The 19,095-nt window shown below is 57.4% G+C and carries 13 protein-coding genes; 11 read left to right on the top strand and 2 right to left on the bottom strand.

What is annotated here, in order from left to right:
* Positions 1–60: 60 nt before the first annotated feature.
* Positions 61–1,788, bottom strand: coding sequence for a carbamoyltransferase (locus HS103_01030; protein MBE7511385.1), 1,728 nt, complete (start codon positions 1,786–1,788; stop codon positions 61–63).
* A gap of 33 nt (positions 1,789–1,821) precedes the next feature.
* On the bottom strand, positions 1,822–5,097 hold the full coding sequence (locus HS103_01025) for a DUF4062 domain-containing protein (protein ID MBE7511384.1): 3,276 nt from the start codon (positions 5,095–5,097) through the stop codon (positions 1,822–1,824).
* Positions 5,098–5,490: 393 nt separating this feature from the next.
* On the opposite strand from HS103_01025, the gene HS103_01020 reads away from it, so the two are divergent.
* The 11 genes from HS103_01020 (at position 5,491) to dnaX (ending at position 19,087) form a co-directional block, all read left to right on the top strand.
* Positions 5,491–6,396, top strand: coding sequence for a PrsW family intramembrane metalloprotease (locus HS103_01020; protein ID MBE7511383.1), 906 nt, complete (start codon positions 5,491–5,493; stop codon positions 6,394–6,396).
* On the top strand, positions 6,393–6,992 hold the full coding sequence (locus tag HS103_01015; protein MBE7511382.1) for a hypothetical protein: 600 nt from the start codon (positions 6,393–6,395) through the stop codon (positions 6,990–6,992). Before HS103_01020 ends, HS103_01015 begins: the two co-directional genes overlap by 4 nt.
* A 382-nt stretch (positions 6,993–7,374) precedes the next feature.
* Positions 7,375–9,234 carry a serine hydrolase gene (locus HS103_01010; protein ID MBE7511381.1) on the top strand — a complete coding sequence of 620 codons (1,860 nt, stop codon included), beginning with the start codon at positions 7,375–7,377 and terminating at the stop codon, positions 9,232–9,234.
* A gap of 49 nt (positions 9,235–9,283) precedes the next feature.
* Entirely contained in the window at positions 9,284–10,129 is an 846-nt protein-coding gene (locus HS103_01005; GenBank protein MBE7511380.1) for a fumarylacetoacetate hydrolase family protein, read from the top strand.
* A gap of 197 nt (positions 10,130–10,326) precedes the next feature.
* On the top strand, positions 10,327–11,211 hold the full coding sequence (locus HS103_01000) for a carbon-nitrogen hydrolase (GenBank protein ID MBE7511379.1): 885 nt from the start codon (positions 10,327–10,329) through the stop codon (positions 11,209–11,211).
* A gap of 156 nt (positions 11,212–11,367) precedes the next feature.
* Complete coding sequence (locus tag HS103_00995) at positions 11,368–12,426, top strand: L,D-transpeptidase (GenBank protein ID MBE7511378.1); 1,059 nt, start codon at positions 11,368–11,370, stop codon at positions 12,424–12,426.
* Positions 12,427–12,452: 26 nt separating this feature from the next.
* Positions 12,453–13,175, top strand: coding sequence for an ABC transporter ATP-binding protein (locus tag HS103_00990; protein MBE7511377.1), 723 nt, complete (start codon positions 12,453–12,455; stop codon positions 13,173–13,175).
* A 136-nt stretch (positions 13,176–13,311) separates the two neighbouring features.
* The gene (ccsA, locus tag HS103_00985; protein MBE7511376.1) at positions 13,312–14,097 is read left to right on the top strand and encodes a cytochrome c biogenesis protein CcsA; all 786 of its coding nucleotides are present in this window, start codon (positions 13,312–13,314) and stop codon (positions 14,095–14,097) included.
* 51 nt (positions 14,098–14,148) lie between these two features.
* Positions 14,149–15,537 carry a VWA domain-containing protein gene (locus HS103_00980; GenBank protein ID MBE7511375.1) on the top strand — a complete coding sequence of 463 codons (1,389 nt, stop codon included), beginning with the start codon at positions 14,149–14,151 and terminating at the stop codon, positions 15,535–15,537.
* 495 nt (positions 15,538–16,032) lie between these two features.
* Positions 16,033–17,439: a glucuronate isomerase gene (uxaC, locus tag HS103_00975; GenBank protein MBE7511374.1), complete on the top strand. Its 1,407-nt coding sequence runs from the start codon at positions 16,033–16,035 to the stop codon at positions 17,437–17,439.
* A gap of 67 nt (positions 17,440–17,506) precedes the next feature.
* Positions 17,507–19,087, top strand: a complete 1,581-nt coding sequence (gene dnaX / locus HS103_00970) for a DNA polymerase III subunit gamma/tau (protein ID MBE7511373.1) — start codon at positions 17,507–17,509, stop codon at positions 19,085–19,087.
* Positions 19,088–19,095: the final 8 nt, after the last annotated feature.

Here is a 19,095-nt window from a genome sequence, read left to right as displayed (position 1 = left end):
GGTGACCTATCTTGCCACAAAGGACAAAGGCTACAAAATTACCTGTGGGGTAGAGCGCCCCTACTTCACCACCACATAGTTCCCCATCACCAGCGCGTCCATCCGCGTCCGCAGGAAGCAATCGAGCGCCTCCTTCGGCGTGCGAACGATGGGTTCATTTTCATTGAACGAGGTATTCAGCACGACGGGCGTCCCCGTCCGCTCCCCAAAGGCGTGGATTAGCGCATGGTAGAGCGGGGTATACGTCTGTTCCACCGTCTGCAAGCGCCCTGTGCCGTCTACGTGCGTTACGGCGGGGATTTCCGCCTGCTTTTCAGGGCGCACACCATAGACCTTGATCATAAACGGATCGGGGTAGTCTTGGTCGAAATACTCGCCTGTGCGTTCCAAGAGAATGGAGGGGGCAAAGGGACGGAACGCCTCACGGTGCTTGATGCGGGCGTTCAGGATGTCCTTCATGTCCGTCCGGCGGGGGTCAGCAATGATGCTCCGCGCACCCAACGCCCGCGGACCCCACTCCATTCGTCCCTGAAACCAGCCCATAACGTTTCCCTCAGCGACGATCTCCGCCGCCCGCTTGACAAGGGCGCTTTCCTCCAAGACCTCGTACTTCACGCTTTTCCCATCCAATACCGCCTGAATCGCCCCGTTGTCGTAGCGCGATCCGGTGTAGGCGTTGTGCATGACGAAGGTACGTGGCTTGCCCAAAAGCTGATGGTAAATGTAGTAACAGACGCCGAGGGATGTCCCCGCGTCGCCCGCCGCCGGATGGATGGAAATATCGGTGAATTCAGTCTGGGGGAGAATTTTTCCGTTGAAGGCACTGTTCAGCGCCACGCCGCCCGCCATGCAGAGCGCCTTCTTGCCCGTCTCCTGTGCCAGCTTGCGGACGATGGCAAACTCTGCCTCCTCCAGCATGAGTTGGAGCGCCGCCGCCACATCGTGATGGTTCTGGGTGATCTCCGAACGTGGCACACGCGGCTCGCCAAGCAGGTCGATCAGCTTGGGCGAGAACATCATCCCGATGGTGGGTTCGCCGCTCGCCCACGTCATTGCCGCCCCTTCAGCATGGTGGATGAAGTAATCCAGATCGAGGTCGAACGTCCCATCGCGGTGCAGCCGGACGAGTTTGCGCATCGCGTTTAGGTAACGATCTGGGTTGCCATAGGGGGCTAAGCCCATGACCTTACCTTCATCGCCGTATTTTTGGAAGCCAAGCCATTGGCTGATCGCCGTATAAAAAATGCCGAGCGAGTGAGGAAAGTTAATTTCCCCCGCCACCTCTAGGCTGTTTCCCTTCCCCGTCCCCCACATCGTCGTGACGAAATCGCCCGCGCCGTCAATGCTGAGGATCGCCGCATCGTCAAAGGGGGAGACGAAGAACGCCGACGCCATGTGTGCCCGGTGATGCTCCACATTGTGAAACTCAGCGTGGAGTGACTCTTGGCTGACCCCCACATGTTCGGCAAAGACTGCCTTGAGGGAGGTGACCTTGAGGACATTTCGCAGCCGATCCGTGACGAGGTTCAGGCTAGGGCGGCGGCGGAAGGCATAGAGCGCCATTTTGAACAGACGGGCGTTAGGTTTGCGGGAAATCCCCACATGATCAAGATCGGCGGGGGTGATGCCCCCTTCAGTGAGAACGTAGCGAATTGCCTCAACGGGAAAGCCCGCCCAATATTTGATGCGGTTGAAACGTTCTTCTTCAGCAGCAGCGATAAGCTGCCCGTCCTTGATAAGGCAAGCAGACGCCCCACCATGAAAGGCATTGATTCCGAGGATATACATGTGACTCCGGTATGTTGTCTATGGTTTGTGTGGTTAGGATGCTGATCCTGCTCTGCTTGCCCGCAATGTATCGACAAACAGCCGAATCCCATCCTCATGGGGAATCGGCGCGACAGAGAGCGGATCAAAGGGCGGTAAGTGTGGCTCTGCCATATCGAGCTTTGCCAGCGCCTTGCGCGAGAGGTCTAGCTCCCACCAAAAGGTAAAGGGAACACCATCTGCCCATGCGCTGCGGTAGCCCTCTAAGGCGGCGAGGCGTGCCTTTTCTTTTTCTCCGAGGGCGATCAGCGCATGGGCGGCGGTAGAAGGCGTTGCCCCCCGCGCCAGCGCCGCCCGCGCCTCGTCAAAGCGGCGTAAGTCTGCCAGCGCCCGTGCCAACCCGCCGAGGTAAATTGCTGCCGACCCGCCCGGATGGGGGGAGAGTTCTAATGCGGCGCGGAAAAATCGTTCGGCGGCGTCGGGGCGTCCCTGCTGCAATGCCGATTCCCCCCAAAGGGCGTGAATCGCCCGCTGCTCGGTGATCGATTTGCTCTGCATGGCAAGTTCCCACGCCAAGCTGAGCGCCATGGTGGCGTCTTCCCCTTTGCAGATCAACATCTTCGCATAGACACGCTCAGCCGTCGCTTGGCGTCCGGGGCTGCGGTGTTGAGCGGGAATATCGTTAAAGGCGCGGTAGCTTGCCTCGGCGCTCTCCCACTGCCCATTATCGACATAGCTCTTGAGCAAAAAGAGGTGACTGATGGCGAGGGTTTCCATATCCCCCAACGCCTCGGAGAGATCGCGGGCGAGTTCAAAGGTATGGACTTTTGCCGCCATGCGGTGTTCGTCACGGAGAAGCCCGGCATAATGGATCAGTGCCGCGTTTAGACTGGGTGCGTCGTGTTCTTCTAAGAATGTGCCAATGGTCAAGCCAAGCAGTGCCAGTGCATCGCTCGTCTGCCCGATATAGCCAAACATAAGCGCCATCTCGTTCGTGAAATAGCCTCGATCTTTGCCGGCTTTCAACGCCGGAAGTTTGCGGAAGCCCTCAGGGAACAGCGGGCGCAAGAGTTCAATCGTTTGGTAGGGCGAGGTCAGTTGGACGATCATCGCCTTGCCCAGATTCGCCCGATAGCGTTCGGCGGCGGCATCTAAGCGCCCGGTGTTGATCAAGGCATTGTAGATTTCTAAGGCGGGGTGCAGATCGCTAATATCGCGCATCGTTCCTTCAACCGGCAGGCGCTCGTAATAGAGTATCGCCCGTTCAAACGCCAGCGCCCGTTCCTCTAGAGAGAGCCACCCAAAGACCTCTCCACGCACGATGGGATGAAGTTCAAGGCGGTTGGTGAGGGTGTTCCATGTCAGAAGCCGCCGCTGCGCCAACCCCCGCAGGGCAGCAATCAGGCGGGGCATCGTCGTCTCTAACTCTGCTTCGCGCAGACGGAGTTTTTCTTGGTTGGCATCCCAAATGGTCTTTGCCTCGGCATAATCTGCCTGCCAACGGCGAGGGGCATTCATCTTGGGCGGCGGCGGGGGAGCAAAGGGCGAGGCGGTGTAGATTGCCGCAAAATGAACGGGGGTACGAAAAACGCTCATCTGTTGAAGGACGGCTTTTTCGTCAGCGGGCAACTCACGGGTGATCTGCTCCAAAATGACGGGGCGGCGGGCTGTCATCTCCAAATTCGTCAAATAGACCCCGTAACGGCTTTGCCAAAGAGCAAGATCGCCATTGAGATCATGGATGATCTGCCCGGCAACAAGGCGCAGCATAAGGGGATTTCCCCCCAAAGCGCGTGACACCTCTATACCATCGCCGCCCTTCACTCCCACAAAATCAAGGAAGGTTGCCCCATCGTCGGGTTTCAAGCCCTCTAATTTTAATTCGCGCACATTGGGCAGTGGAGCAAGGGTTTTGACCATCATCCGTGAGGTGATCAGCACTTTTGAAGGGGCGCAAAGAGCAAGCTGCGCTAGGAAAAACCCAATCGCCGGATCGCTTGTTGCCCACAGCGGAGAATCAATCGGTGTGCCATCGATCTGATTTTTTTGCGCCTCGGTGAAGTACGCCGCATCCAATTTGAAGTAGGCGCTTAACCAGCGTTCCACCCCATCCAAAACAAGCAATAATGAGCGCTTTTTCAGGGCGGCAAGCAGGGCTTTTTCCCGCTCAGCGGCGCTCATTTGGTTCACCACCTCAAGCGGCTGTTCGGTGATATACGCCAGTGTGCGCCGGATGAAGTTTGCCAACGATCCATCCGATTCGGAAACGCGCCACCAAATGACCCCCACAAAATGTGCCGAGGTTGCTGCCCATTGGCAAACCCGCCAAGCCGTAACCGTTTTGCCCATCCCGCCGCTCCCCGTTAAGACCAACATGGGGTGATTGGGCGAGAGCGCCCATTCATTCAAGGCGGCGGCGGCTGATTCCCGACCAAAGAATGCCCCCGTCTCCGCATAGGCATGGGGAAGAAAGGGCGTAGGAAGTTTGGGAATGGCAGTGCTTGCTGCTGGATGGCAGCCCATCGGGGTGAGCAGTGCCGTCAGATCGTAGGGCTGTGGCGTTGAATCGTCCTCTGTTGGACTGGTGATGCTAACCTCTGGCGGGGGGGGCTGTGCCGGGGGTTCGGTGGCAGTAATCAGGGGGACGCTAACGAGTTCTGAGGGGGGGAGCATTTCCTTGCCTGGGTCGATCTCTGGCTTACGAATGGCGGAGGCGGCGTTGGGTGTCTCTTCGGACATAACCGCCCGCAAATGTAAGAGGAGCGGCTTGGTATGGGTTTCTTCTGGGGAGATATACCCGCCCATCAGGGGACTCATTGTGGCTTTTTTTAGAAGGGCAATCTCCCGTCCCTTTTCCAAAAGGGGGATGACTGCCTCGGCAACATCGCGCACAGAGTGAAAGCGTGAGATGCCATGAGCGGCTGTCATGATCTCGGTGCGGAATGCCTGTAGACGGCGGCGAAAGCGGGCAGCCGAGGCGCTGATTGCTTCCAACTCCCCCGTTTTGACTGTCGTTGTGGCGTCGTCATAGCTGAGAAAGACCAGCATGGGAATCCCACGCCCGGCGGCACGGCGGTATTGCAACTCCCCAACAGAGCGTTCGGCAGTGTTGTTCTGGCGCGGGACAAAGCCATAGCGCACCCCGATAATGCCAACATAAATATCCGCCTCATCCACCTGCGCGTAGGCGTCGGCGACGGCGTTCTTGCTCCCTTCAAGGTCAGCGAAAAGGGGCATCATACCCAAACGTTCAATCGCCTCTACAACGGTTTTTCGGTGATCGGCAAGATCGCGGCTGGTGGCAGAGATAAGGACTTTAAGATCGCTCATAGACGGGTAATTTTCTGTGGTATCCGCATGATAAATCACAACAGGCAATGAAAAAATGAGATGGTGTTTAGTATAACGTGGCTGAGTTCGATCCACGAAAACTAGGTTCTGTTGACAGCGCTGGGCGCAAGCATTGCGCCCAGCGCCGTGCGTGAGCGTCCGCCGCTTTCGCGGCGGGCTGAAAGCATCCACCCCTTCGAGGCTTGGAACCCCTAACCCCTACCTCGTAAACAGAGAGAGGGACTCTCTCCCCCTTTCCCTGTCTACGGAGGCAGGGTGGTTAGGGGTTCTGAACTAAAAACGTCAACAGAACCTAGCGCACGTTATAATCGTCCCACAAAATAACCTGTGTCATGATCACAAGACTATCTAAAAAGACCATCTGAGACGGCTATGTCCCAACGTCCAATCTCGATTCGCCCCCGCCGCGCCGATGATGAGGCACGCTTATACCGTCCCGTATGGCGGACGGCATGGACGGAGGCATTTCTTTTGATTGGGGCAGCCATTGCCACGATCATCGTCTTTCGCGCCTTGCCGTTCCGCCTGAATGCCGATGGACGGCAGATGTTTGGGCTTGGCTTCGCCCTGCTGCCGCTTGTTTTGTGGTATCTGATCTCTTTCCGCGCCGAACAGCGGGCGATCCAACCCCGCGAACGACTGTTGACGGTGATGCTTGTGGGGGGGCTGTGCGCCAGCGGGATTGGCTTACCGATCACGGAACGGCTCTTTGCCGTTGAAGAATGGCTGCCAAATGCGGCGGGGTTCTCCCGCGTCATTGGCTACACGCTTTGTCTGGGCATCACTCAAGAATTCCTGAAATATGCGGCGATGCGGTACACGGTGTTTCCTGATGTTTTCCGCACCCGTCTCGACGGAATTGCCTACGCTATGGCGACGGCGTTAGGCTATGCAACGGTGATCGCCATTGATTTTGTGCTGAGAAATGACCTTACCCCAGATGGCTATGCCCTGCGGATTACGGAGATTGTCCTTCCCCATGTGGCGATCAGCACCATCTTGGGCTACTGTTTGGTGGCGCTGCGGCGGGAAACAGGGTCGATCTTCCTCGTCCCATTGGGGTTGATTGCGGCTGCCTTCTTCGCCGGACTTGCCGTCGTCATGCGCGGGGGGTTGATCGTCGGCGGGGTCAGCACGGCTGCAACGGGCAACAATGCGCCTTTTGGTTTGGCGATGGCAATTTTTATCGTTGTCTTGCTCTACAGCGTGATGAATTTCCTGATTCGGAGCGCGGATAACCGTGAAAGCCACCGCGCCCGCCCGGAGTTTGAGCGATGAGCCGCATCCTTGAACAGGACGAGCGGCAACTGAGCTTTTCCCAACGATGGGCAAGCTATCTGACCATCTTGGTTGCTGTTGGCGGGGTGATCTTGGGCGTGTTTTACAAAAACAGCCTTGTTGGGGCAACTTACCCTTTCATCAACCGCCAAGTGGGAATCACTGCCCGCTACCCTGCCCAGTGGCTTCTAACAGAGGGCGGGGCAGAGTTTGTCTTACGCGCTCAAGACCCGAAATCGCTCCCCTTCAAGACGACGATTCAGGTAGCGCTTTTGCCAACGGGGAGTGGCGCACGCCCCAGTGACATTTTGAATTTACTCGATATTGATCGGGCGCGGCGGCTGCCCGGTTACCGCTCTCTGGCACGGGAGCCATTCACGCTCCCGAATGGACAGAGAAGTATTCGTATGGAGTATGCCTACGCCTCGGTGGAGGCAAACCCCTTTTCCCAGGCAGAACCGATCACCGTGCGGGCGACGGATATTGTCGTCTTGCGGGAAAACCAAGCGGTGGTGATCACCTTTCTGACAGAAGCGGCAAAGTATGAGGCAAACCGTCCCTACTTTGAGGCGTTTTTGCGCAGTCTCAGTTTTTAAACCTTATTGCAGTACCCTCACTGGTTGAGCTGCAACCAGCCTTCTTACAAGAAGGGCGGGCGTTGTTCGTTTACCCCTTGATCACCACCGCCTGGCCCATCGGTAAGTGTATTGCGATAAGCGGGGCTGTCAACCACTAAGGGGTCAATCTCGTTGAAAAATGCTGTAGGCGTTACGCACTTGCCCTCATCCCCCTAGTTCCTGACCACAGTGATTTCCAGAAGAACCCCTATCCCCCGCCCCCTTATCGAATCAAAATTCGATAAAGGGGTTGCTCATTTTCCGCCGCTATCCCTACGCCTTCACGGTGTTCTCATGCAAAAGTGCGCAAGCCGCGTTACTATACGCCGAATGTCATCAGGAAGGTCAGGACTAGCATCTGGTGAACGGACACGCTCTACAACTCTCGGCACGGGCGCTGCGACGAGCGATCCTTATTCTGTGGATCGTCTTGCTCAGCATTGTTCTTGCCACTGCCGCCCGCGCCCAGGGCGTGACGGCGGAAGCCTATGGCAAGGCGAACCTTCGGGCGGGTCCCGCCATTGAATACCCCGTTGTTGGCGAGATTGCCGCAGGGACGGCATACCCCATCATCGGGCGCAGCGCCCGTTTCCCCTGGTATCTGCTTCAACTACCAGACCATCAAGGTTGGGTGTTCCGCGATCTGGTTCAAGTTCGGGGAAACATTGAAAGCGTCCCCTACAGCGATCTGATCATCACACCCGGCGCGAACACAGGGAATACCAACCCCACTGCCACTGCCTTTGTCCTCCCCTCCACATTGCCGCCCACGCTTGATCTGACAAACGCCGCCACCGCGCCCGTCGTGATCGTTTCGGCAACACCTGATCTCAATGTCCCCACGCTTGATCCAGCGCTGCTGAACGCGCCGACAAGTACACCAACCAGCACGCCTACCCCGTCTCCTTCACTACCGCCCTCTGCCTCCGCCGTCTATGCCGAGGCGATTGAAATCGCGAACATCCGCTTCGCCCCCTACCTTGAGGCGCAGCGCGTGGGGGAGATCAAAAAAGGCGAAAAGTACGCCGTTCTTCGCCGCCACAGCCAAGTCCCCTGGCTGGAGATTGCCTATGCGGGCGTTGCCAGCGGGCGGGCATGGGTGAATCGGGATTTGGTCACCGTCACGGGCGATTTGAACAATGTCCCTGCCACCAGCGAGACGAACTTTGGCTACCCGACCCTGACGGCGACGCCGAACAAAGTCGTTGCCGCCATCTCGCCATGGACGGGGCAGCCCGTCGGCGCCTCGCCCGCGCTAAACGCCATGGGCAACCAAGTCTACGATTATCTCGTGGCACAGGGCTACCTTCCCAACAGCCCCAAACAGGGGTCGGTATTCTTGCTCGATCTCACCTCTGGCGAGGCGCTCTCGCTGAACGCAAACGTAGTCTACAGCGGCGTCAGCCTGATGAAAATCCCGGTGATGGTCGCCTTTTTCCGCCGCTTCAATATCCCCGATCCGCAGCAGGCGCAGCTTCTACCGGAGATGATCGCGTGCAGCGAGAACCTTTCTTCCAACAAAGTGTTGGCGATGATTGGCAGCGGCGATGAATATGCAGGGACGCAGTTTGTCACCCAGACGATGCAGGGCTTGGGGCTGAAGAACACCTTCCTTGCCCGTTCCTTTCTAACGAATGTACGTCCGGTGGGGGCAACGCCCACCGAACAGCCCTTTGCGCCACCGCCCATTCCGGGTGACGCCACACAAACCGACCCCGACCCATCCAACCAGACGACGCCGGAAGACATGGGTTGGCTGCTCTCCGCCATCTACACGTGCGCTCTGACGGGTGATGGACCGCTGAGGGCAACCTACCCCGATGAGATTGACCAAAATGACTGCCGCCGGATGATCCGCATCATGCGCTCGTACAAAATCGGGGCGATGCTCGAAGCCGGTGTGCCGCCTTCGATTTCGGTGGCGCACAAAGTCGGCTGGGCAGATGAAGTCCACAGCGACGCGGGGATTTTCTTCACCCCCGGCGGCGATTACATTGTGGCGATCACGCTCCGCAACCGGAAATGGCTGCTCTATGATGAATCGTTTCCCGTCTTTGGGGAAATTTCGCGGCAGGTCTACAACTTATATAATCCGACACAGCCGAGTTCGGTGGTGAACAACCGCCCGATTCCCGACTCCTGCACCATTGAGACCGTGACGGCATTTGACCCAACGCTGGTTCAGGAAATTCAGCTACCAGAAGCGCCGCCAATCAAGTGATTACGATGAACAGACCCGATTCAACAGAAAGATAGACACACAACGATCTATGAAACTGGCAACCGCAACCTACAACGGAGCATCCTTCATCATTGGCAAAGTGGGCGAGGAGGTGCGCCGCTTGAACGGAGTTACCTCGATGATCGAATTAATTGAGCGCGGACGACCCTTTGCCGAAGGCGCCTTTGGGATTGGGACGCCCATTGCCGAAACTGCGCTCACCTTTCAAGCGCCTATCCCCCAACCGGGGAAGATCATCGCCGTTGGGCAAAACTACATGGATCACATCCGCGAGCAGAACGGAACACCCCCGACTAAGCCACTTCTGTTCACAAAGATGCCTAGCAGTGTGATTCCTACAGGGGCGCTCATCCAATGGGATACAGAGGTTGCCACCTTTGTCGATTACGAAGTGGAACTTGCCGTTGTGATCGGAAAAACGTGCCGCTTAGTCGCCCCCGAATCAGTGACGAATTATGTTTACGGCTATCTTGTCGTCAACGATGTGACCGCCCGTGACCTGCAAAAAGGGGATGGGCAGTGGACGCGGGCGAAGGGAATGGACACCTTTTGCCCGATGGGGGCGTGGCTGACAACTGCTGATGAGATTCCCGACCCGCAAGCGCTTGCCTTGCGCACGACGGTGAACGGCGAAACGCGCCAAAACAGCCGCACCAACGAGATGATTTTCGATGTTAAGACACTCATTTCGTACATCTCGCAAGCGTTCACCCTTCAGGCGGGGGATGTGATTTTGACCGGAACGCCCGATGGCGTGGGGGCATACCGTAAGCCGCCCATCGCCCTGAAGGATGGCGATACCGTCGTCTGTGAGGTAGAGGGCGTTGGACGGGTGGAAAACCTCTGCCGCACGTTGAAATTCCGTTTAACCTAGTGGTTCGTCAAGAAGATTTCTAGAAGACCCCCTATCCCCTGCCCCCTTTCCCCGCACGCGGAGAAAGGGGAGAAATTCTGTGGGCGAGGGCTGTCTCTTTTTATGGTTACCTTTTTGATGAACTACTAGTGCTGGCGAGGGGTCGGGATAAAGGGACGGGGCGGACGCCCAGGGGCGTTCCTACAGGTGGAGGATTGATGAATATCACGGTTGGTTTAGCACAGATTGCCCCCAAGATTGGGGATGTGGCGCACAACCTAAATGTCCATTTGGAATACATGGAGGCGGCAAAGGCGCACGGTGTCGATCTGCTGCTTTTTCCCGAACTCTCTCTCACGGGCTATAACCTGCAGGATTTAGTTTATGAGGTGGCGCTAACCCCCACCGCCGAAAACCCTACCTTTCGGAGGCTTCTCGATGCCTCGGCAAAAATGAACATGGATATCATGGTCGGCTTTGTCGATATGGACGTCCGCTCGCGCTACTTCATTGCGGCGGCGTACCTCTCTGGCGGGAAAGTCGTCCACGTTCATCACAAGGTGTACCTGCCCACCTACACCATGTTTGACGAGGGGCGTTACTTTGCGTGGGGCGATACTGTGCGTGCCTTTGATACGCGCTTTGGGCGCTTGGGAATGCTCATCTGCGAGGATTTCTGGCACGCCTCGCCCCCCTATTTGTTATGGCTGGATCGCGCCGATGTGCTGCTGTTTCACAGCGCCAGCCCCGGACGCGGCTTAAGCATGGCAGACCGGCTCAGTTCGGCGCGGTGGGTGAAACTCGTCAATATGGCATATGGTTCGCTGTTCACCGATTATATTTTCCACTGTAACCGCGTCGGCTATGAGGATGGACTCAATTTCTGGGGGGGGAGTACGGTCATTGACCCCGACGGGGAGGTGATCCTTGAAGCGCCTCTGCACGAACCCGCCTTGCTCATCCAAACGGTGGATTTGAATGAACTCCGCCGCGTGCGTACTCGTCTCCCCCTTCTGCGCGATGAACGGACGGGGCTGCTGATGGGCGAACTGAACCGCATTCTGGGTGGGGCGCCAGCCTTCCCCCGCAGCGAACATCCGTAGGTCATTCGTAGGGTTGATTCTGCGGCAATATTTCGTAGACTTAGCGCGATAAGTGATGGTTGTTCTTAGGGAGTGTTATCCTCAGCGATGGTGACTTTGTCAACTGTGTATCGTAAAGCTGTACCCCTCATTCTATTGGTTCTCGCGGCTGCTGCCATGCCTCTTTTTCCGGCTAACGCACAGGGTGGGACGGGCGTCTATAACCCGGAGGTCTGCGCGAAGGACATTAGCGGTGCGGCGCTTTCCCCCGCCTGTGAAGCGATGATCAAGGCGTTCCCCACCCCGCCAAATACGAAGAAAATTCAGGTAGATAGCGCCACACTCAGCCTGTACAACTTTTGGAAGGTCGGTCCAGAGCCAACCGCCACCTTTGACGCCCCCGGCGGGAATGTCATTGGCGAAATTCCGGCGGGTTTCAATTGGGTGAACATCATCGATGAGAGTATCGAGGGCTGGTTGAAAACCCAAGATGGGCGCTGGGTGAGCAAGGAAAAGGCACAGCCCGCCAGTCCTTCCTACTTCACTGGCGTGGAGATCAGCGACGGGCTGAAACACCCCTTTGCCTTTATCCTCGATAAGAGCAACGTCTACGTCTCCAGCGTCCCCGGCGGCAAACCGGATAAAACAACAGGGCGCTTTATGAAACGCTACGAACTGGTGAACATCTTCAGCGTGGCGGTAGATGCCGAAGGCTGGCGCTGGTACATGATTGGACCAAACCAATGGGTGAAACAAACCTTCGTTGGCAAGGTGATCAAAGCCGAGCGTCCGGCAGGCATCAGCGGACGGTGGGTTGCCATTGACCTTTATGAGCAGGTTTTGGTTGCCTATGAGGATGATACGCCCGTCTTTGCCACGCTGGTTTCGACAGGCGTTCCCAAATTTGATACGCCAGAGGGCGTTTACAAAGTATGGGCAAGGTTAGAACGCGATGGGATGTCTGGGGCGACGGGTGCGCCACAGGCATATGCCTTGCAGAGCGTTCCCTGGGTGATGTATTTCAACAACAGCATCAGCCTACACGGGACGTATTGGCACGATGTCTTTGGCTACCGGACGAGTCATGGCTGTGTCAATGTGACGATCAGCGATGCACGCTGGCTTTACCAGTGGTTCAAAGCCGCCCCCCCCGATAAAGAGACGGGCGAGATCACCAATCATGTTCTCGTCTACAGTTCGGGGACGTATGGCAGCGGCGTGATTCGCGGGCAGTGAGTCTTGTGACGCTCCGGCTAGAGCAGATCACGAAAACGTTTTACGACGGGGCAGCCCCCATCCCCGCCCTTGAAAACTGCACGTTTGCCATTGGGGGCGGGACGTTCACCTGTTTAATCGGACCGAGCGGGAGCGGCAAAAGCACAATCTTCAACCTGATCACCGGACTGATCCGCCCGGATCAGGGGGCAATTTGGCTTGGCGAGGAACGGATTGACGGCGTGCCGGGGCGCGTTGGCTATATGCCACAGCGCGATCTCTTGCTCCCCTGGCGGACGGTCTTGGGGAATGCTACCCTCGGTGCAGAGATCGCGGGCGTGGACAAAAACACAGCACGCCAACAGGCGCGGGAACTGCTGCCGCGTTTTGGCTTGGCAGGCTTTGCCGAGGCGTATCCGGCGCGACTTTCGGGGGGGATGCGCCAGCGGGCGGCGCTGCTCCGAACGTACCTGATAGGACGTTCGGTGTTGCTTTTGGACGAACCCTTTGGGGCGCTGGATGCGCTTACACGGCGGGAGATGCAGCGTTGGTTACTGGGCGTCTGGGCAGAGATGGGGACAACGATCCTGTTCATCACCCATGATGTGACCGAGGCAGTGACGCTGGCGGATCGCGTCCTCGTCCTGACCACCAGACCCGGGCGCATCAAAGCCGATATTCCGATCACCCTCCCCCGCCCCCGCGAAGAAGGCAGCGCCGCGTTTGTCAGCGCCCAAGTGGGCGTGTATCAGGCGTTGATAGGAGGGTAAGGGGGCTTCCTCTCCATTCCACGTTAGCGCCCGCGGCGAAAGGCGCGGGGAGGGCTTGACCACCCCCGCCGCGTTGATCGTTGTTATAATTCTATAAAATCTACACCCGTCTATAAGATTTACGGAGATTTCCGACATGGCTGTTCTTGGGCAAGCAACGTCTACCCTTTACACCCCACCAACAAGCGCCCGCCCCACACAGTACCCCTTGTGGCGAACGCGCCTTTTGTGGGGGCTGACGGCGGCGCTTGGTGTGGGCATCTTTGCTATGCTCTACATGGTGTTTTTCTACGCTGGCACAGAGATCAATCAGGGGCATGTCCAACGTATTTTCTACATCCATGTGTCTGCCTATGCCGGCGGGGCGGTGGTCTTTCTGATCACCGTGATCGCTGGAGCGCTTTACCTTTATACGCGGAAGGCAAAATGGGATCGCCTCGCCCTCTCTAGTGTAGAGGTTGGCTTGCCGCTGATGATTGTGACGCTGGTTACTGGGTCGGTATGGGCGCGTCCGATTTGGAACGTGTGGTGGACGGCTGATCCGCGCCTGAACGCAATGGGGGTCATGGTCCTGCTCTACCTCGCTTACCTCGTCTTGCGCGGGGCGATGGACGACCCGGATCGGCGGGCGCGATTCGCCGCCGTGTATGGGATGCTTGCCTTCATCAGCGTCGTCTATGTGTACCTGATTCCCCGTATTCGGACGGACACACTTCACCCAGAGGTGACGACAGGCGGCGTCCAAAACCCGATGGCAAGTGGCGGATTCCAGTTTCAGGGCGATAATCTGATGGGAACAACCGTCAGCGTGGCAATGATCTGGTTCTGCACCTTTGCTGTTGTTTTGCTGTGGCATCGCGTCCGCTTGCAAAACCGCATTGAGGCGCTCCGCGAACGAGAAGCCGCTTTGATGGACGATTAAGAACGGTAAACTGCCCACTGCCCGTACATGATTTAGGGAAGGAATCTCCCTATGGATAAGCGTTTGGTCGAATTCATCCGCACGTTACGTGCTGCTGGTGTCCGCATTTCGATTGCCGAGACGAACGATTCAATGCACGCCGTCGATGTAATTGGCGTCGGGGATCGCGGGGATTTCCAGTCGGCAATGCGGGCGACGCTCGTCAAGGAATCGAAAGACATTCCCACCTTCGATCACTTCTTCCCCCTCTTTTTCGATACCGCTGCGCCGCCCATGTTCAACATGGAGCAAGAACTCAGCCCCGAACAACAAGAGATGCTCCAACAGGCATTGCAGGCGCTCTCTGGCGATAAAGAGGCACTTCAACAACTGCTTCAACAGTTGATGCAAGGGCAGAGTTTCGATCAGGGCGATCTGGACCAACTGGCACAACAAATGGGCATGGGCAACGCCGAAAGCCCCTACCAGCAGGGATTCTACCAACGTCAGATGGGGCGGGCGTTGGGGATGAACGACCTCCGCGAATTGCTCGAAATGCTGGAAGAACAACTGCGCGAGATGGGCATGAGCGAGGAGAGCATCGAGGAGATCATGGCGATGATGGAGGGCAACAGCGACGCCCTCAATGAGCAGCTTCGCCGCTACGTGGGCAGCAGCATTGCCCGCAACATGGCAGAGCAGCCCCCGGAACGCCCCGAACCGCAAGACCTGATGAACACACCCTTTCGCTACCTAAGCCCAGAGGAGGCAGATGCGCTGCGCGACGAGGTGAAACGCCTTGCCGCCCGCTTGCGCAGCCGCGCCTCGCTGCGCCAAAAGAAAGACCGCGAGGGCAACCCCGACCCCAAAGGGACGATCCGTCACAACCTCCGCTATGGGGGGACACCGCTCGAACTTCACTACCGCTCGCGGAAGGTCAAGCCGCGCTTGGTGATCGTCTGCGATATTTCCACCTCGATGCGCTACTGCTCCGAATTCATGCTGACGATGATCTACGAACTGCAAGATCAGGTGGCAAAGACGCGCAGTTTCATCTTCATCAACGATCTGACCGAGATCAGCCACTATTTCAATGTGGGACGTCCCGAAATTGCCGTCCAGAACGTCCTGAACGACAACCCGCCCGGTCATTACAACACCGATTTAGGGAATGCCCTCAACACCTTCTTCAACGATAAGCTCGATTCCATCGATGGGCGGACGACAGTGATCTTCGTGGGCGATGGGCGCAACAATTACAACGACCCGCGCCTTGACCTTGCCCAGACGCTTAGCCGGCGGGCGCGGCGTGTCTTGTGGTTTAACCCCGAACCCCCCGCCCAGTGGGGGACAGGCGATAGCGACATGCTTGATTACGCGCCGATCAGTCAGGGTGTCTTTCAGGTAGCAAACCTTGCTCAGTTGGTCAGCGCCATTGATAAAATCATGGCGGATGGCTGATTTTTCTGTCCGTGAGGAGTATCGCCCGCCGCTAAAGCAGCGGGCTGAAAGTAACCACCCCTGCGGGGCTTGGGAGGCAAACACGGCATCGAGCGTCTGTTTTAAACCCCAACGTGATGATCAGCCGTAGCGCGGCGGGGGCTGCCCCGCATCGTCCCCCACTGCCAACCCGTTGGGTAGGCGTCATGGAGCAAATCATCAAAAGTGACCTACTCCGCGGACAAGAGCAAGCCAAGCCCACCTAAAATGATCTGGACGCCGCATCTATTCACGATCCAACCTTCCCACAAAATGACTGCCTTTTTAGAATATGACTAGGACCTACGCAGTTGAACGTGTTTACCCCTTATTCATCGAGAAGGGGATAAGGGCAAGTGTGTAGCTCCTATATGACATAGTGTAGGTTATTTTAGACAATCGGGAAACGTACTTTTTTGGTTCATGTTCGTTCGTAGCTATTCTTAAAATGACAGCAACAGAAAGACTTTACCCATTATGCCGCTCCGCACCGATCGCTATTTTTCCCCTGACCCGGCGCAAAAATCACTGGCGCTTGCCCTCTATACAGGGATAGCCCCCCTCCCTCTGATCTGCCCACATGGACATATCGATCCGCGCCTGTTCAGCGATCCCGATTACCGCTTCGGCTCACCAACAAACCTCTTGATCACCCCCGATCACTACATTCTGCGGATGCTTTACGCCGTTGGCGTGCCGCTGGAACAGCTTGGCATTCCAAGCGCCGATGGCACACCCATCGAAGGCGATCCGCGTGCCATATGGCAGTGCTTTGCCGACCATTGGCATTGCTTTCGCGGGACACCAACGGCGCTTTGGCTGCGCTATGCCCTTGAAGACGTATTCGGGATCAGCGACACACTGACCCCCGCCAACGCCGCGAGTGTCCACGATCAGATCAGCGCACGGCTGAGCGACCCTGCCTTCTCGCCTCGCCAACTCTATGAGCAGTTCGCCATTGAGGTGCTGTGTACGACGGACGCGGCGACGGATACGCTGGCAGACCATGACCGGATTCGGGCATCGGGATGGTTGGGGCGCATCCTACCCACCTTTCGTCCGGATGCGCTGCTGAACCTTGAAAGTGCCGGCTGGCGGGAGGAGGTAGACCGCCTGAGCGCCCTCAGCGGGATCACCATCCACACCTATGACGCCTTCCACCGCGCCCTTGCCGAGCGACGGGCATTTTTCAAGGAACGGGGGGCGACAGCAACCGATCATGGCGCGACGACCCCCTATACAGAGCGGCTTAGCAAGGCACAAGCAGAGGCGATTTTTGAACGCGCCCTACGCGGGGAGGCAGGGGCGGAGGACGCGGCACGGTTCACCGGACATATGCTCATTGAGATGGCGGGCATGAGCCGCGAAGATGGTCTGGTGATGCAGCTTCATGTCGGCGTCCATCGCAACCACAATGCCGAGGTCTTTCGGCGCTTTGGGCGGGATCGCGGTGCGGATATACCCCTTGCGGCGGAATTCACCCGTAACCTGAAACCACTCCTCGATTATGTGGGGAATGATCGCCATCTGACCTTGATTCTGTTCACCCTTGATGAAGCGACCTACAGCCGCGAGCTTGCCCCCCTTGCCGGACATTATCCGGCGCTCCGGCTCGGTCCCCCCTGGTGGTTTCATGATAGTTGGAACGGGATGCAGCGGTACTTTGCGCAGGTCATTGAAACGGCTGGACTCCCCAATACCACCGGCTTTAACGACGACACCCGCGCCTTTTTGAGCATCCCCGCCCGTCACGATCTCTGGCGGCGGGCGGTCTGTGAGTGGCTCTCTGGGCTGCTGGTACGGGGGATGATTGATGAGGACGAGGCACAGAGCATGGCGTATGCCTGTGCCTATGGCTTGGCAAAAGATGCTTATCGCCTCTAAGGATCGTCGTCCCTAAAACGCTTGTTCTATGTTACAATAGAAATGACCAGCGAACGAGGAATTTCCCTTGCCCGAACAGGCGCTTTACTTGAAATGGCGTCCACGCATGTTTGAGCATGTGATTGGACAGGAACACATCACGCATACGCTTCGCAACGCGCTGATTGGGGAGCGAATCCGGCACGCTTACCTCTTTAACGGACCGCGTGGGACGGGCAAAACGACGATGGCACGCATCCTTGCCAAAGCCGTGAACTGCCTCCATCCCGACCTTGCCAGCCGCCCCTGCGATGACTGTGATCACTGCACGGCGATCAACGAGGGGCGCTTTATGGATTTGATTGAGATCGATGCCGCCAGCAACAACGGGGTGGACGATGTGCGCGAACTGCGCAACAAAATTGCCTTCTCCCCTAATGAAGGGCGCTACAAAGTTTATATCATTGACGAAGTGCATCGTTTTTCCGGTGCGGCGTTCGATGCGCTCTTAAAGACGTTGGAAGAACCGCCCGACCACGCCATTTTTATCCTAGCCACCACCGAACTGGATAAAGTGCCGCCGACGATCAAAAGCCGCTCGCTGATCTTTGAGTTTCGGCGCGTCTCCACGCAGGAGGTGGCAAATCGGCTTGGTGAGATTGCCGAGACAGAGGGCGTGAATGTCGAACGGGCGGTTTTGGAACTCATCGCCGGACAAGGGACGGGGAGCGTTCGCGACAGCATCAGCTTGCTCGATCAACTGATCGCTGACCCAACCGAGATGATCACCCTTGATTATGCAGAGCGTGTCTTGGGAACGGCGGGCATTCGGATGGTGGGGCGGCTTGCTCAGGCGATTGTGGCGCAAGACGCGGCAGGGGGCTTAGCCCTCTTGCACCGGGCAGTGGAGGAAGGCGCTGATCCCGGACAGTTTGGACGGCAGATCGTCGACTATTTGCGGAACATCCTTCTTGTTCAGACGGGCGGACCTGATTTGGTTGAAACCAGTGAGGATATGCGCGAGACACTCGCCACCCTTGCCGCCCAAATCGGGCGGGGGGCGCTGCTGCGGGCAGTACGCGCCTTCAACAGCGCCCTCTACGAGATGAAATCGGGTTGGCAGCCGCAGCTTCCGCTGGAACTGGCGCTTGTGGAAAGTACACGCTCCTTTGAGGAAAACGCTCCCCCCGCCCCCCGCCCTGAACGGGCAGCACCGCCCACCGCCACGCTTCGCCGTCCCGAAAACGCTGCTCCACCGCTTAACCTGATGGAAACACAGCTACCCAGCGAACCACCCCCCAACGGCGCCGTGACCTTGACCCTGATCCAGAATCACTGGAAAGCAATCCTCCATTACGTGCAGGCGACGGAAAACCTGCCGATGATCCGCATCATGGAGGCGCAAGCCACGCCGCATGGGGTGGAGGGAAGTACGGTTATCCTTCGGGTGCGCGAATCGTGGGCGCATACGCGCTTGGCAAAGGACGTTCCCATATTGGCGAAGATCATCAGTGGGGTGCTGAAAACGCCCTTGCAAGTGAGAATCATTCAGCAGGGGACGCAAGCCAGCAAGGTTGATGATACAATCAAATACGACCCGGTGATTGCTAACGAACTAAAGACCGGGGGAAAAGTAACCCGTGTAGATGATTCAGAGGGAGGATCATAACAAAACTC

Source organism: Anaerolineales bacterium (genome assembly GCA_015075625.1).
GTDB lineage: Bacteria > Chloroflexota > Anaerolineae > Aggregatilineales > UBA2796 > UBA2796.
This window is presented reverse-complemented; position numbering and strand designations above follow the sequence as displayed.